Annotated in this window: 15 protein-coding genes; 4 read left to right on the top strand and 11 right to left on the bottom strand. The window is 67.9% G+C overall.

The window, feature by feature from the left end; genetic code table 11:
• Positions 1-18 precede the first annotated feature (18 nt).
• Positions 19-378, top strand: a complete 360-nt coding sequence (locus tag A3OK_RS0121695; RefSeq protein ID WP_019906998.1) for a hypothetical protein — start codon at positions 19-21, stop codon at positions 376-378.
• Between the two features lie 62 nt (positions 379-440).
• Here A3OK_RS0121695 and A3OK_RS0121690 read toward each other — a convergent pair whose 3' ends face one another.
• The 3 genes from A3OK_RS0121690 to A3OK_RS0121680 all read right to left on the bottom strand — a co-directional run bounded on the left by A3OK_RS0121690 (position 441) and on the right by A3OK_RS0121680 (position 3638).
• A complete protein-coding gene (locus A3OK_RS0121690; protein WP_051093059.1) occupies positions 441-1622 on the bottom strand; it encodes a glycosyltransferase in 1182 nt (393 codons plus the stop codon).
• Positions 1623-1773: 151 nt separating this feature from the next.
• Positions 1774-3159: an MATE family efflux transporter gene (locus A3OK_RS0121685; RefSeq protein WP_019906996.1), complete on the bottom strand. Its 1386-nt coding sequence runs from the start codon at positions 3157-3159 to the stop codon at positions 1774-1776.
• Positions 3150-3638 (bottom strand): DUF971 domain-containing protein, encoded by a 489-nt coding sequence (locus A3OK_RS0121680; protein ID WP_019906995.1) that lies wholly within the window; start codon positions 3636-3638, stop codon positions 3150-3152. Before A3OK_RS0121680 ends, A3OK_RS0121685 begins: the two co-directional genes overlap by 10 nt.
• Positions 3639-3812: 174 nt before the next feature.
• Between A3OK_RS0121680 and moaA the strand changes: the two genes are divergently transcribed.
• Together moaA and A3OK_RS0121670 are read left to right on the top strand one after the other, a co-directional pair.
• Positions 3813-4847, top strand: coding sequence for a GTP 3',8-cyclase MoaA (gene moaA, locus A3OK_RS0121675; protein ID WP_019906994.1), 1035 nt, complete (start codon positions 3813-3815; stop codon positions 4845-4847).
• Positions 4848-4922: 75 nt separating this feature from the next.
• The gene (locus A3OK_RS0121670; RefSeq protein WP_026597529.1) at positions 4923-5789 is read left to right on the top strand and encodes an NAD(P)-dependent oxidoreductase; all 867 of its coding nucleotides are present in this window, start codon (positions 4923-4925) and stop codon (positions 5787-5789) included.
• Here the strand turns inward: A3OK_RS0121670 and miaA are convergent.
• Positions 5767-6720 carry a tRNA (adenosine(37)-N6)-dimethylallyltransferase MiaA gene (gene miaA / locus A3OK_RS0121665; RefSeq protein ID WP_019906992.1) on the bottom strand — a complete coding sequence of 318 codons (954 nt, stop codon included), beginning with the start codon at positions 6718-6720 and terminating at the stop codon, positions 5767-5769. The two genes, A3OK_RS0121670 and miaA, sit on opposite strands and share 23 nt — an antisense overlap.
• Before the next feature lie 17 nt (positions 6721-6737).
• Between miaA and serB the strand changes: the two genes are divergently transcribed.
• Positions 6738-7634, top strand: a complete 897-nt coding sequence (gene serB / locus A3OK_RS0121660) for a phosphoserine phosphatase SerB (protein ID WP_019906991.1) — start codon at positions 6738-6740, stop codon at positions 7632-7634.
• Between the two features lie 10 nt (positions 7635-7644).
• Here serB and A3OK_RS0121655 read toward each other — a convergent pair whose 3' ends face one another.
• From A3OK_RS0121655 to A3OK_RS0121625, 7 genes are all read right to left on the bottom strand, one after another.
• A complete protein-coding gene (locus A3OK_RS0121655) occupies positions 7645-8010 on the bottom strand; it encodes a hypothetical protein (RefSeq protein ID WP_019906990.1) in 366 nt (121 codons plus the stop codon).
• Positions 8011-8146: 136 nt separating this feature from the next.
• The gene (locus tag A3OK_RS0121650; protein ID WP_019906989.1) at positions 8147-9670 is read right to left on the bottom strand and encodes a Do family serine endopeptidase; all 1524 of its coding nucleotides are present in this window, start codon (positions 9668-9670) and stop codon (positions 8147-8149) included.
• A gap of 82 nt (positions 9671-9752) precedes the next feature.
• Positions 9753-10706 carry a protease modulator HflC gene (locus A3OK_RS0121645; RefSeq protein ID WP_019906988.1) on the bottom strand — a complete coding sequence of 318 codons (954 nt, stop codon included), beginning with the start codon at positions 10704-10706 and terminating at the stop codon, positions 9753-9755.
• Positions 10703-11881: an FtsH protease activity modulator HflK gene (gene hflK / locus A3OK_RS0121640; protein ID WP_026597528.1), complete on the bottom strand. Its 1179-nt coding sequence runs from the start codon at positions 11879-11881 to the stop codon at positions 10703-10705. The genes A3OK_RS0121645 and hflK overlap by 4 nt, the downstream gene beginning before the upstream one ends.
• 184 nt (positions 11882-12065) lie before the next feature.
• Entirely contained in the window at positions 12066-12575 is a 510-nt protein-coding gene (locus A3OK_RS0121635; protein ID WP_019906986.1) for a dihydrofolate reductase, read from the bottom strand.
• Complete coding sequence (locus A3OK_RS0121630) at positions 12575-13369, bottom strand: thymidylate synthase (protein WP_026597527.1); 795 nt, start codon at positions 13367-13369, stop codon at positions 12575-12577. The genes A3OK_RS0121635 and A3OK_RS0121630 overlap by 1 nt, the downstream gene beginning before the upstream one ends.
• Positions 13370-13425: 56 nt before the next feature.
• On the bottom strand, positions 13426-14226 hold the full coding sequence (locus A3OK_RS0121625) for a CPBP family intramembrane glutamic endopeptidase (protein WP_019906984.1): 801 nt from the start codon (positions 14224-14226) through the stop codon (positions 13426-13428).
• Positions 14227-14377: the final 151 nt, after the last annotated feature.

Below are 14377 nucleotides of genomic sequence, written 5' to 3'. Positions count from 1 at the left end.
GCCTATGACGACATAGACATGCGACAGCTGCAGAAAGACATCGCGACGAACTTCGAGAACGCCCGCAAGAAGGTGGAAGCCTACGCTTCGGCCAACGAAGACCTGCCGAGCGAGTTACGGCGCTGGATGGAATACGCGACCCGCTTCATCGAGCCGGACTATACGATCCGCGACTTCCAGCGCGCGGTCCTGGAACGGACCGACGTTCTCGTCGGTCTCATGGCCAAGTCGCCCCGGCCGAGCGCCCAATCCATCGAGACGGCGAAGACGCATCTGTCGACCGCGTTCGACGAACTGGAAAACGCCATCCTGAAGCACGGCATCCTCACGCCGGGCGGCGAGAAGGTCGGCTTGGGCATCGCCGGCAAGCCTATCTGAAAGGCTCGCCTATCTGAGAGCCTCGCCGAGCTCGGAGACTTGCCCGCCTCGTTGCCGCGTCGTCAGTTGGAGCCCGAATCGACGGCCATCGCCTTGGTTTCGGGCAGGACGGACGCGGCCGGCGCAGCCGAACGCAGGCGGCTCCGCAGGGACGAGGCCGACCGCAGGACGGCGAGGACCATGGTCGCGAAGCGGATGTGGCGAGGCAGCTGACGCGGTCCGAGCGGGCGATAGACCAGCCGGGGGCTCACCCGCTCGATCTCGGCGACGGCGAGACCGACGAGGGGTTGCTTGGCGATCCGCGCCGCCTCCGCGGCCGGAATCGACAGCTTGCGGAACCAGGTCTGCGTCGTCGCGAGGCCGCCCGTGGCGTGGAGCCGGCGCAGGCGACGCCGCCACAGATAGCGGTAGAGCGCGCGCGGCACCGATTCCATCCGGGCATCGCACAGGCTGTCGGGCACCTCGCAGCGCGCCCGGATCGTGTCGGCGACGCCACCGGGTGCCCGTCCGACCAACCGCCCGGAGACGGTGACGACGACATCCTTGGCGTGCCGGACCCGGAGCCCGTGCTGGAGCAGGGCAGCCACGAAGGCGCCGTCCTCGCCGAGCGCGATCATCGGCATGCCGCCGACCAGCCGGTAGGCGGAGAGGCGGACGGCGAGCGTGGCTCCGATCGTCGTGCGATGGCAGGGCCAGGGATCGTGCGGATCGTGGTCGATCCGTGCTTCCATCTCGGTGAGGAGATCGCTGTAGGCGTCTTCGAGCTTGCCCCGCGCGCGGAGCGATTTGGGCAATGCCGCCCATTCGGCCTCGTCGATCTGGATGCGCCCCGCGACGGCATCGGCGCCGGCATCCAGGGCCGCGAGGTTCCGCGCCACCCAATCCGTGGGCACCCGGCTGTCGGCATCCGAGGTCAGGATCGTTCCGGCCGTGCCGTCCGGGCCGATCCACTCGGCCGCGGCTTCCATGGCGGCGCGGCGCGCCCAGCCGGCATGCGCGCCGTCGAACGTCACCGACCGGACGCGAACCGGAATCGAAATGGTCTGGACGAGGTCGGTGACGAGACGATCGGTGCCGTCGGTGCAGTTGTTCAGGAACAGGTAGAGGCCGAGGCTGCCGGTCCGCACCCCGTCCTGCGCATCGATGGCGCGCAGGCACGCCTCGATCCGCTCGGCCTCGTTGCGGACCGGGATCGCGATGATGGTGTCGGGAACCGATGCGGGAAAGCGGGGCGAGGTATCGATCGCGGGGGCGACGTCGGAGAGAGTCGAATAGGGCACGCAGGACTCCGATGGGGCGGTGCGGGTGAGCCCGCTACCGTTTCCCGGCAGGTGAGACGGCGGAACTGTAGCGATCGAAGCTGAACGGCAGCCGTCCGGCTCAGGACCGCGACGATCAGGCGGCGCGTGCGAGCCTTTCGGCCGGCACGCTCTCGAAGGTCCGCCGGGCCAGGCCCGGATAGGCCAGGGCCTGGCTTGCGCCGCGCGCGGCCAGCAGCGTCAGGAAGGAGAGCCAGAGGCCCATATTTCCGAAGCCGGCGGCCTGAGCGATGCCGATCGTCACGGCATAGATGCCGGTCGCCGCGATCATCAGGTTGCGCATCGCCCGCGTCCAGGTCGAACCGATATAGATCCCGTCATAGGCGAAGGGCACCGAGGCCACGAGGGGCGCGAGCGCGGCCGGAACCAGATAGGCGCGGGCCGTCTCGCGCACGTCGGGGCTCGTCGTGACCGTGTCGATGAAGGTGTGGCCGAAGGCGAGGAACAGCGTCGCCACCGCCATGCCGAAGGCGACGCACCAGACGAGGCTGAGGCGGGCGGCCCGGCGGAACCCGGCCTCGTCCCGCGCGCCGACGGCCTGCCCGCACAGGGTCTCGGCCGCCGTTGCGAAGCCGTCGAGGAAGAACCCGCCGATCAGGAAGAGATTCCACAGAACGGCATTCGCTGCGAGGACCACGTCGCCCGACCGCGCGCCGAGCGCGGAGAACAGGGCGATGGCCCCGACCAGGAGCAGCGTCCGGATCATCACGTCGGCATTGACGCTGAGCATCCGCGCCAGCGCGAGGGGATCGGACACGACGCGGAGGGGCACGGCGAACGGGTGGGAGCCGAGCCGGGCCAGAAGGACGAGCCCGAGACCGGTCCCGGCGGCCTCTGCGATCAGGGTGGCGATACCCGCTCCGGCGACGCTCAGATCCGCGTAGAGGACGAGGATCAGGGTCAGGACGATGTTGGCGAGGTTGATCGCGACCTGCAGCAGCAGGCCGAGATCGGTGCGCCCGCGCCCGAGCACCGAGCCGAGGATGGCGTAGTTCGCCAGCGTGAACGGAGCCGCGAAGATGCGAATGTGGAAGTAGGTGGCCAGTCCCGCGATCACCGCCGGGCTCGCCCCGCTGAGGGAGAAGGCCCCGGCCGCGATCGGCCCCTGCGCCGCCACGATGACGAGACCGACGAGAAGGCCGGCCGCGAGGGAGCGCGCCAGGATCCGGTCGATCTCGGCGGCGTCGCGTGCGCCCACCGCCTGGGCCGTGAGACCCGCGGTCGCCATGCGGAGCGAGCCGAACGACCAGAAGATCGCGTCGAAGATCACCGCGCCCAGCGCCATGGCGCCGAGGAGCGCGGCATCGCCGAGCCGTCCGATCACCGCCGCTCCGACGAAGCCGAGAAGCGGGGTCGTGACGTTGGCGAGCGTCATCGGCAGCGCCAGCGCGAGGATGCTCCGGCTGGTGGCGGGCGTCGGCGTGTGCGCGGCGTGGGGGTCGGCGGTCGCGGTCAGTGGCATCCGCACCCGCTGCCGCAGCTTCCCCCGCCCTTCGGAGGCTCACTTTTGGCCGGGTTCGCGGCGGGACGGCGGGCGGCATCGCGAGCGAGGCCGCGCTCGTCGAGTTCGGACAGGTATTTCGCCCAGCGGTTCCGGTATTCCCGGCCGAGATCGTAGAGATAGCCCCAGCCGAACAGCCCGGTATCGTGCATGTCGTCGAAGGTCAGCTTCACCGCGTAATTGCCCACCGGCTCCACCGACAGGATCGCCACGTCGCGCTTGCCGCCGATGACCTTGCGTTCGGAAGGCGAATGCCCCTGCACCTCGGCCGAAGGGCTCGACACGCGCAGATATTCCGCCGGCAGGGCGAACCGGCCGCCATCCTCGAAGGCGACGTTGAGCGTCCGCTTGTCGCCGGACAGGCGGATCTCGGTCGGCCAGCGCTCGGGTGCTGCGACCTGCTGACCGGTGGAGACGGGATCGGCGTGATGCTGGCTCATGCGGGAAATCTCATGCCTGAAATCGCTTTGGATGCAATATATGTGTAGAGCGCATGGGGCATGCGCCGCCATGCGCTTGCCCACGGGCTTCCCACGCCTCATATGCCAGGGATGCTAGGTTCGTCGCGCGACCACGCTCCCGAAATGTCCCCAGGCCCGAGTCACGAGTCCCCCATGGGTGTTGCCTATGTCGAACCCGTCGCATCGAAGGCGCAGGCTCCCCTGATAGACCCGTTCCAGCGGGCGATCACCTACCTTCGGATCTCGGTGACCGATCGCTGCGACCTGCGCTGCGTCTATTGCATGTCCGACGACATGACGTTCCTGCCCAAGCGCGATCTGCTTACCCTGGAAGAGCTGGATCGGCTCTGCGGCGTGTTCATCGACCGGGGCGTGCGCAAGCTCAGGATCACCGGCGGCGAGCCGCTGGTTCGTCGCGACATCATGCATCTCTTCCGGCGGCTGTCGCGCCATCTCGGCACCGGCGCTCTGGAAGAGCTGACGATGACGACGAACGGCACGCAGCTCGGGCGCTTCGCCTCCGAACTCGCCGAACTCGGCGTCCGCCGCGTGAACGTGTCTCTCGATACCCTCGACCCAGACAAGTTCCGCGCCGTGACCCGGCGGGGCGACCTCAAGGTCGTGCTCGACGGCATCGAGAAGGCCCGCAAGGCCGGGATCAAGGTCAAGATCAACGCCGTGGCGCTGAAGGGCGTCAACGAGGACGAGATCGCCGACATGATCGCCTGGGCTCATGGCGACGGCATGGACATGACCCTGATCGAGGTCATGCCGCTCGGCGAGGTCGAGGGCGACCGCACCGACCAGTTCCTGCCCCTCTCCGTCGCCCGCGCGCGCCTCGAACAGCGCTACACCATGATCCCGCTGCCGGACCGCACCGGTGGCCCTGCCCGTTACGTCCGCATCGCCGAGACCGGGGGCCGGCTCGGCTTCATCACGCCGCTGACCCATAATTTCTGCGAGAGCTGCAACCGGGTCCGCCTGACCTGCACCGGCAAGCTCTACATGTGCCTCGGCCAGGAAGATGCCGCCGACCTGCGCGAGGCCCTGCGCGCCTCGCCGGACGATTCCCTCGTGACGCAGGCGGTGGTCGATGCCATCGCCCGCAAGCCCAAGGGCCACGACTTCGTCATCGAGCGTGCCCGCCCGGCCGCCGTGCCGCGCCACATGAGCGTGACCGGCGGCTGAAGCCGCCTCGGGTTTGACCCCTCTCGCCATCGAATCTAGACCCGCCGCCATCGTAGTGACGGATGGAGACGGATGATGGCGAAGGTCGCGTTCCTGGGCCTCGGCGTGATGGGCGGCCCGATGGCGGGTCACCTCGCCAAAAAAGGCCATGACGTAACCGTCTACAACCGGACGACGGCCAAGGCGGAGGCCTGGGTCAAGGCCCATGGCGGCGCCTTCGCTGCGACCCCCCGCGAAGCGGCGGCGGGACAGGAGATCGTCTTCGCCTGCGTCGGCAACGACGACGATCTGCGCGGCGTGACGCTCGGTGATGACGGCGCCTTCGCCGGCATGGAGAAGGGCGCGATCTTCGTCGACCACACCACGGCCTCGGCCGAGGTCGCCCGCGAGCTTTCGCAAGCCGCGTCCGAGCTCGGCCTCGGCTTCATCGACGCTCCCGTCTCCGGCGGTCAGGCCGGCGCCGAGAATGCCGCGCTGACGGTGATGTGCGGTGGCGATGCGGCGACCTATGCCAAGGTCGAACCGGCGATCCTCAGCTTCGCTAAGGCCTCGCGGCTGATGGGTCCGGCCGGGTCGGGCCAGCTCACCAAGATGGTCAACCAGATCTGCATCGCCGGCATCGTCCAGGGTCTGTCGGAGGCGATCCACTTCGCCAAGCGCGCCGAACTCGATGTGGACGCGGTGCTCGACGTGATCTCGAAGGGCGCGGCCGGCTCCTGGCAGATGGAGAATCGCGGCCGGACCATGAATGCCGAAAAATTCGATTTCGGCTTCGCGGTCGACTGGATGCGCAAGGATCTCGGCATCCTGCTCCTGGAAGCCCGGCGCAACGGTGCCAAGCTCCCGGTGACCGCCCTCGTCGACCAGTTCTATGCCGACGTGCAGGCCATGGGCGGCAACCGCTGGGACACGTCGAGCCTCATCGCCCGTCTGGAAAAATGAGACGCGTCGCCAGGGCGAAGGCTGCGTCGGGATCCGTCCATACCCAGTCCTCGCCCATCTGGTGGCGGAACCAGGTGAACTGGCGCTTGGCGTAGCGCCGCGTATCGCCCTGGCCGCGCTGGATCGCCTCGGCGAGGGGGATCGTCCCGTCGAGATGGGCGATGAGCGCCGGCACGCCATGCGCCCGCATGATCGGCAGCAGCGGATCGAGGCGGCGCTCCCGCAGCGCCGCGACCTCGTCGAGGGCGCCCTCCTCGATCATTGCCGTGAACCGCCGGTCGATCCGGGCGCGCAGGGATTCGCGCTCGGGGGCGAGGAACAGCTTGATCAGGCGCTTGCCCGCGAGCGGCCCGGCGATGCGTTCGCCATGGAATGCCGAGATCGGCCGCCCCGTTGCGGAAAAGACCTCGAGCGCCCTCATGATCCGGGCGCGGTCGGTCGGGCGCAGCATCGCGGCGCCGGCGGGATCGATCTCGGCGAGGTCGGCATGGAGCAGGTCGGTCGTGCGCTGCTCGGCCCGTGCGCGCGATGCGGCTCGAATCTCGTCGGGGACCGGCGGCAGCTCGGACAACCCCTCCTCCAGAGCGCGGAAATACAGCCCTGTGCCGCCGACGAAGATCGGCACCCGTCCGTGCAGGTCGGCGAGCAGGGTCGCGGCATCGCGGGCGAAATGCCCGGCGGAATAGTTCACCGCGCCGTCTACGTGGCCGTAGAGGCGGTGGGGCGCCAGGGCTTCTTCCGCGAGGCTCGGCCGGGCCGAGAGCCGTCGCAGATCGGCATAGACCTGCATCGAATCGGTGTTGACCACCACGCCGTCGATCAGGCGCGCGAGCGCCGTCGCGAGGCCGGACTTGCCCGAGGCGGTCGGCCCTGCGATGAGGATCGCCGCCGGGGGCGCCTGTCCGTATGTTCCGTCCGTGACCGGCGGCAAGGCGTGGAAACTCCCGGATGACCCTCGTCGCGACCCTGATAGCAAACGAGAGCCGGCCCGCCATCACCGATGCGGTCCTGGCCGAAGCGCGTTCCGTGCTGCGGACGGAGCATCAGCCGCGCATCCTCCATGGAGAGGTGGCGGCCGAGATCCTGTTCGCGGGCTCCACCGAGGAAATTCCGGCGCTGGCGCGACGCCTGCGGGCCGCGTTCGCCGCCGAGCCGTTCGACGTCGCCGTGCAGGCCGCCGGCGCCCATCGCCGCAAGCGGCTGTTCCTGGCCGACATGGATTCGACCATGATCGAGCAGGAATGCATCGACGAACTCGCCGATACGATCGGCCTGAAAGATCGGGTCGCCGCGATCACCGAGCGGGCCATGCGCGGCGAGATCGCTTTCGAGCCGGCCCTGCGCGAGCGCGTCTCGCTGCTGCGCGATCTGCCGGTCGGTATCGTCGACGACCTGATCCGGGATCGGATCACCCTCACCCCGGGCGGGCGCACCCTGGTGCGCACGCTGAGGTCCAACGGCGCCCATACCTGTCTGGTCTCGGGCGGCTTCACGTTGTTCACCGGCCCGATCTCGGCGAAGATCGGCTTCGACGAGGCCCATGCCACGACGCTCGGCGTAAAGGACGGACGTCTCACCGGGGACGTGATCGAGCCCATCGTCGGCAAGGAGACGAAGCGGGCGACGCTGGTCGCCCTGCGCTCGCGCTTCGGCCTCGACCGCGGCGACACGATGGCGGTGGGAGATGGGGCGAACGATCTCGACATGCTCGCCGAGGCCGGCCTCGGCGTTGCGTTTCGGGCCAAGCCCAAGGTCGCGGCGGCGGCGCATGTCCGCATCGACCACGGTGACCTCACCGCGCTTCTCTATCTGCAGGGCTACGGGGCCAGCGAGTTCGTCGGCTGATACCGGCCGATCAACGGATGATTCGCGCCAGCGCTATGACGGCCCCGAGGATGATCAGGGTCTGAAAGCCGATCGTTCCGAACATCCATTTAACGATATCGGCCTTGGATGCCTCGATCTTGGCCTCCAGGCGCGCTTCCGCCTCGCGAAGATCGGATCGTGTCGACAGTCTCAACGCTTCGATATCCGATCGCGTGGAGAGTTTAAGCGCTTCGATGTCGACTTTCACCGATCCGATATCGGCCTTCGTCGCGATGTCACCCTGGAACACTTCGGTGAACGCGTCGGCGAGACCTTCAGCCTGCTCGGTCGAGAGCTTCGCTTTCTCGCGAAGCGAACGGGCGAATTTCAGGGTATCGAAAGCGACGGCGCTCATCGGTCGATGGGTCTCTGGCAGTTGCAGGAACGGTACGCGCCAGCACCCCCGTCCCGCAAGCCGTCCGTCCGTTGCCGTCTTGAGGTTCGGGCCGCTCCGTCAGTGGAAGCGGCCCGCGCCGGCACGGGCGATGACCCTATTCCAGCCCGATCGCCACGAACCGCACATCACCCGAGGCGCTGGCCACCAGGAGGAGGACCGACTTCCGACCGTCCTTCTTGAGCTGGTCGACCCGCTTCGTCACGTCGGCGGGAGACGCGACCGCTTCCTGGCCGACCTCCACGATGACCTCACCGGCCTTGATCTGCTTGTCGGCGGCCGTCGAATTGGGATCGACGCGGGTCACGACAACGCCTTTGACGCTGTCCTTGAGGCTGTAGCGGCGGCGCAGGTCGTCAGTAATCCCCGACAGGTTGAGACCGAGAGCCTGCCGGATGGCCGGTTCGGCTTCGGGCTGCTTGACGTTGGCGAGCTGCGGCTTCTCGGGATCGTCCAGGCGACCGAGGGTGACCGACTTCGTCGTCTCGGCGCCCTTCCTGACGACGATGACCTCGACGACCTTGCCGACCGGCGTCGAGGCGACGATGCGCGGGAGATCGCTCGACGACTTCACCGCCATCCCGTTGAACTTCGTGATGACGTCGCCGACTTCGAGACCGGACGCCTTGGCGGGGCCCTTCTCGTCGACGCCCGCGATCAGGGCACCCTTGGCGCCGCCCTTGAGGCCCAGCGCATCGGCGGTGGCATCGTCGACGTTCTGAATACGCACGCCGAGCCAGCCACGGCGGACCTCTCCGAACTCTCGAAGCTGGTCGATGACCTGCGATGCGGTCGCGGAGGGAACGGCGAAGCCGATGCCGACCGAACCGCCGGTGGGCGACAGGATCGCCGTGTTGATGCCGATGACCTCGCCATCCATGTTGAACAGCGGACCGCCGGAATTGCCCTTGTTGATGGCCGCGTCGGTCTGGATGTAATTGTCGTACGGACCGGATTCGATGTTGCGTCCGCGCGCGGACACGATGCCGGCCGAGACCGAGCCGCCGAGGCCGAACGGGTTGCCGATGGCGATGACCCAGTCGCCGGGACGCATCTTCTCGGAATCGCCGAAGGGGACCGCCTTCAGAGGCTTGTCCGCATCGGGCTTCACCCGCAGGACCGCGAGATCGATCTTTGCGTCCTTGCCGATGATCTCCGCCTTCAGCTTCGTGCCGTTGTGCAGGATCACCTGGATGTCGTTGGCGTCGCCGATGACGTGGTTGTTGGTCACCACGATGCCGGAAGCGTCGATGATGAAACCGGAACCGAGCGAGTTGGACTTGCGCGATTGCGGGCGCGGGGAGTCGCCGTCGCCGCGCTGTCCCTTCTTGTTGAAGAACTCCTCGAACAGATCCTCGAACGGCGTGCCCTGGGGCAGCTGAGGCATCGTCCGGCCGGGCGCCTTGGCTTCCACCGTCGTAGAGGCCGAGATGTTGACCACGGCATCCGTGACCTTGTCCGCGAGGTCGGCCAGGGATTCCGGTCCCTTGGCCAGGACCGGGGTCGCGAGGCCGGTGAAGGCCACCGCCGTGGCGAGCGACAGGGCGGCGAAGGCCGAGCGCGCGGAATGGCGGGATGCTCGGGGACGTCGCGCCGTGACGGCGCTCGCGACGGAAATCATGGTCGACCTCTTGCTGGAACGAGGCATTAGATCGTCCGCCGTGGCGGACGATCAAGGGCCGGTCGCGCGATGGACGGTCGCGTCAGGGAACCGTGCCGGTCGTCATACCCGTATTCGCCGAACCGGACGCCCGCGGCGCGGTGGCCGGAGCACGACCCTGCGGATCGTTGAAGTAGCGGAAGAAATCCGAGTTCGGGTTGATCACGAGGCGCGTATCGGGGCCTTTCAGACCCGTCTCATACGCCTGCATCGACCGATAGAAGGCGAAGAAATCCGGGTCCTTGCCGAAAGCCTCGACGAGGATGCGGTTCTTGTCGCCGTCGCCCTGGCCTCGCAGGGTCTCGGCGGTCTGGTTGGCCTCGGACAGGACGACCGTCACGTCACGGTCGGCCTTCGCCTTGATCGTCGCCGAGATCTGGTCACCGTTCGCGCGGATATCGGCGGCCTCGCGGTTCCGCTCGGTGATCATCCGCTTGTAGACGGCGCTGGAGTTCTGGGCGGGAAGATCGACGCGGGTCATGCGCAGATCGACGATCTCGACGCCGAGTTCCTTCGCCTGGGTGTTCACGTCGCCCTGGATGACGTTCATCAGGTGCGAACGCTCGGTCCGCACGATGGCGTCGCGGGTCGAGCGGGCGAGCACGTTGCGCAGGGCCGAGTTGGTGAAGCTCGCCAGAAGCGTGTTGGCGCGCAGGACGTTGTTGGCCGACTGGTAGAAGCGCAGCGGATCGACGATGCGGTAGCGTGCGAAGGCATCGACTTCGAGGTTCTGACGGTCGGCAGTCAGGAGCGTCTGGACCGGCAGGTCGAGGTCGAGCACGCGCTTGTCGAACAGAACGACGTTCTCGATGAACGGAACCTTGAAGTAGAGGCCGGGCTTCTCGGTGCCTGTCTGGTTGAGCACGGTGCGGACACGGCCGAACTGGATCACCAGCGCCTGCTGCATTTGCCCGACGGTGAAGACCGAGGCGTAGATCGCGACGGCGAGGATCGCCACCAGGATGAGGCCGCCGGTACGGAGAGCGGAACCGTTCATCGGGCGGCTCCCGTGCTGTTGGTGCGGCTACCGAATTCGGACAGCGGCAGCACGGGGACGACACCCGCGCCGTTCGAGCCGCCGGCGACGCCGGTGCCGTTCTGGTCGATGATGACCTTGTTGACCGAGCCCAGGACCCGCTCCATCGTTTCGAGGAAGATACGCTCGCGGCTGACCGCCGGTGCGAGCTTGTAGGATTCGTAGACCTGCTGGAACCGCGCGGCCTGACCGGTCGCGTCCGCCGTCGCCTGGGTCTTGTAGGCCTCGGCGGCCTGGACGATCTGCGACGCCTTACCGCGAGCCTGCGGAACCTCGCGGCTCGCATAGGTCCGAGCTTCGTTCTGCGCGCGCTCAGCGTCCTGCTGGGCGGCGTTGACGTCGATGAAGGCAGGACGGACATCCGGCGGCGGGTTCACCGCGACGAGCTGGACCACCTCGATCCGGACGCCAGCGCCGTATTCGTCGAGCGCCTTCTGGGTGATCTCCTTGACCTCCTGGGCCACGCTCGACTGCTCGTTGGTGAGGATCGCCTGGATGTTGCGGCGGCCGATTACCTCGCGCATGGCGCTCTCGGAGATTGCCTTGATCGTTCCTTCGGGATTTTCGAGGTTGAAGACGAAGTCCGACGCCTTCAGCGGATTGATCCGCCACTGCACCTCGAAATCGAGATCGACGATGTTCTCGTCTCCCGTGAGCATCAGGCTCTCTTCGGGCAAGTCGCGCGAGCGGGACTGGGATCCTACGCCGGCGCGATAGCCGATCTGGATGCTGTTCACCTGCCCGACGTTCGGCTTCGTGACGGCGCCGACCGGATAGGGGAAGTTGTAATGCGGGCCCTGACCGGTGGTGTTGGTGTAGCGGCCGAAGATGGTCTCGATGCCGACCTGCTGCGGCGCGACGGTGTAGATGCCGGTCGCGAGCCAGATCAACACGACGATGCCGCCGGCGATCGCCACGCCCTTGCCGCCGCCCATGGAGCCGCCGGGCATGATGCCGCGCAGGCGGTCCTGGCCGCGACGGAGGATTTCTTCGAGGTCCGGAGGCGTCTTGCCGCCGCCGCCGCCGCCACCGCCGCTACCCCACGGGCCGCCCCCGCCTCCATTGCCGCCGCCGCCACGGCCCCAGGGCCCTCCCCCGTTGCCGCCACCGCCGCCGCTTTGATTGCTCCAAGGCATGCTCGCCGATATCTCCCGCTGAGGCAGTGTCGTTCGGGGCCGGACCGTCGCGCTCGCGCCGAAGCCGATCCGTCCCATGGTACTGAGTGTCGCCACTCGGTCCTGTCAAGGCTGGCAAGTGGGCATCGTGGAGAGGAAAGGCAACAGCGCCGGGCGCTCATGCACGATGCGTCGCGGCGTAGAGTTACCGCACCCGTTCCAGATCAACGAATGCGAAGGCGCATTCATCCCTCTCGCCGGGCGGTTGCGCGACGCGCGCGACCTCACGGAAGTCGCGCCTGTCGAAGGCCGGGAACACCGTGTCGCCGTCCGGGCTGGTCTCGACCTCGGTGAAGTGGATGCGGTCGGCCTGCGGCAGCGCCAGGGCATAGATCTCGCCGCCGCCGGCGACCATCAGTTCCTCGGCGTCGCCGGCCGCCGCGAGGGCGCCCGCCCAATCGTGGACCATGGTCACGGCGGGGATCGTGAGCGAGCGATCGCGGGTGAGAACGACGATGCGCCGGCCGGGCAGAGGCCGGCCGATGGAATCGTAGGTCTTGCGGCCCATCAGGACCGGTTTTCCCATGGTCAGCGCCTTGAACCGGCGCAGGTCGCTGCCGAGGCGCCAGATCAGGCCGTTATCGCGGCCGATGACGCCGTTGCGGGCGACTGCGGCGATGAGGCTGATGCGGGGGCGGTGGGATGCAGCGGCCATCAGACGGCCACCGGCGCGCGGATGGCGGGATGCGGCACGTAATTCTCGATGGCGATGTCCTCAAAACGGAAATCGAAGAGCGAGCGGATGTCGCGGTTCAGCGCGAGGCGCGGCAGGTGGCGCTGCTCGCGGGTGAGCTGAAGCCGCGCCTGATCGAGGTGGTTCACGTAGAGATGGGCGTCGCCCAGCGTATGGACGAAGTCGCCCGGAATCAGGCCCGTCACCTGGGCGATCATCGCGGTGAGCAGCGCGTAGGAGGCGATGTTGAACGGCACGCCGAGGAAGACATCGGCCGAACGCTGGTAGAGCTGGCACGAGAGCCGGCCCTCGGCGACGTAGAACTGGAACAGGCAATGGCAGGGCGCCAACGCCATCCTGTCGAGATCGGCCGGGTTCCAGGCCGAGACGATGAGGCGGCGCGAATCCGGGTTGCGCCGGATCTCGTCCACGAGCCAGGCGATCTGGTCCACCGCGCCGCCATCGGGCTTCGCCCAGGAGCGCCATTGCCGGCCATAGACCGGGCCGAGATCGCCGTTGGCGTCGGCCCATTCGTCCCAGATCGTCACCCCGTTGGCCTGGAGCGCGCGAACGTTGGTGTCGCCGGTGAGGAACCACAGCAATTCATGGATGATCGAGCGCAGATGCAGCTGCTTCGTCGTGACGAGCGGAAACCCCTGCGCGAGATCGAAGCGCATCTGGTGGCCGAAGACCGAGAGCGTTCCCGTTCCGGTCCGGTCGTCCTTGCGCACGCCCTCGGAGAGGATGCGTTCGAGTAGCTGATGATAGGCCTGCATCGGGGTCCCGTGTTCCGCCCCTCGCGATACCGCGAACCGGGCCGCGAGGCGAGCCGTCAGGCCGGTCCCGGCCACAGCAGATAGATGACGACGGCGAGGTTGCTCCAGACGTGGAGCAGGATGCAGGGCCACAGCCGCCCGGTCCGCCAGCGCAGCCAACCGAGCATCAGGGCCAGCGGAATCAGCGAGACCGCGCGGGCGACGCTGCCGACCTGGAGGTGCAGCAGCGCGAACAGCGCCGAGGTGCTGAGGATGGCACCCCACGGCCTGAGGAAGCGCGATGCGCGCTCGAACATCGCGCCGCGCATCAGCAATTCCTCCGCCACCGGCGCCAGCACGATGGTGAAGGCGAGCCACGCCAGCGCGCCCGTCCTGCTAAGCAGCGGCGACAGGCCGACATTGCGGCCGAAGGCCATGTGGAAGACATCCGCCGTCCCGATCACCCACAGGATGTGCAGGACCGGCCAGAGCAGGATGATGGTGAAGAGCCGCTTGGAGGCGAGGCCGGGGGCGTCCACGGGTGTGAGCGCCAGGGTTCGGCGCCAGTCCGATCCCGCGTTCCGGACCGACATGACGAGGACGATGGCGACGATCAGGCCTTGGCGCAGGATGTCGCTTGCGACCTCGCGCAGCACGAGTTGCTGCGGATACAGCCGTGGGCGGCGCGCCTCGCTGGCGAGCGGATCGATCCCCTGCAGGATATCCGCGCCGACCCGCACGATCAGCATGGCGACGATCGCCGCGACGATCATGATCAGCAGCGTCGTCAGAACGAGGCCGAGGGCATCGCGCAGGGCGATCGCCGCGAGCCCGATCGACGAGCGCCGCGGCCGCGCGCCGCCGCTCGCGGGCAGCATTTGCACGCTTGCCCGACCGACGGGCATCTCGGCGCCAGGATCGGGCTTCAAAAGCGACGCCTCTCCCTCTATATTCGCTTCGTTCGGTCGAGAGGCCGAGCCGGGCGCCCGACGATCTTCGGCGAAAGCCGATCGACCCTGGCGTTTTCAC

Origin of the sequence: Methylobacterium sp. 77 (assembly GCF_000372825.1) — a bacterium.
Classification (GTDB): domain Bacteria; phylum Pseudomonadota; class Alphaproteobacteria; order Rhizobiales; family Beijerinckiaceae; genus Methylobacterium.
Note: the sequence above shows the minus strand (reverse complement) of the source record. Positions and strands in the feature narration are given on the sequence as shown.

Excerpts from the sequence above, each read along its gene's own strand:
- A3OK_RS0121695 (WP_019906998.1), top strand. The coding sequence starts at position 19 with ATGCGACAGCTGCAGAAAGACATCGCGACGAACTTCGAGAACGCCCGC.
- A3OK_RS0121685 (WP_019906996.1), bottom strand. The coding sequence starts at position 3,159 with ATGCCACTGACCGCGACCGCCGACCCCCACGCCGCGCACACGCCGACG.
- A3OK_RS0121680 (WP_019906995.1), bottom strand. The coding sequence starts at position 3,638 with ATGAGCCAGCATCACGCCGATCCCGTCTCCACCGGTCAGCAGGTCGCA.
- moaA (WP_019906994.1), top strand. The coding sequence starts at position 3,813 with ATGGGTGTTGCCTATGTCGAACCCGTCGCATCGAAGGCGCAGGCTCCC.
- A3OK_RS0121670 (WP_026597529.1), top strand. The coding sequence starts at position 4,923 with ATGGCGAAGGTCGCGTTCCTGGGCCTCGGCGTGATGGGCGGCCCGATG.
- serB (WP_019906991.1), top strand. The coding sequence starts at position 6,738 with ATGACCCTCGTCGCGACCCTGATAGCAAACGAGAGCCGGCCCGCCATC.
- A3OK_RS0121655 (WP_019906990.1), bottom strand. The coding sequence starts at position 8,010 with ATGAGCGCCGTCGCTTTCGATACCCTGAAATTCGCCCGTTCGCTTCGC.
- A3OK_RS0121650 (WP_019906989.1), bottom strand. The coding sequence starts at position 9,670 with ATGATTTCCGTCGCGAGCGCCGTCACGGCGCGACGTCCCCGAGCATCC.
- A3OK_RS0121645 (WP_019906988.1), bottom strand. The coding sequence starts at position 10,706 with ATGAACGGTTCCGCTCTCCGTACCGGCGGCCTCATCCTGGTGGCGATC.
- hflK (WP_026597528.1), bottom strand. The coding sequence starts at position 11,881 with ATGCCTTGGAGCAATCAAAGCGGCGGCGGTGGCGGCAACGGGGGAGGG.
- A3OK_RS0121635 (WP_019906986.1), bottom strand. The coding sequence starts at position 12,575 with ATGGCCGCTGCATCCCACCGCCCCCGCATCAGCCTCATCGCCGCAGTC.
- A3OK_RS0121630 (WP_026597527.1), bottom strand. The coding sequence starts at position 13,369 with ATGCAGGCCTATCATCAGCTACTCGAACGCATCCTCTCCGAGGGCGTG.
- A3OK_RS0121625 (WP_019906984.1), bottom strand. The coding sequence starts at position 14,226 with ATGCTGCCCGCGAGCGGCGGCGCGCGGCCGCGGCGCTCGTCGATCGGG.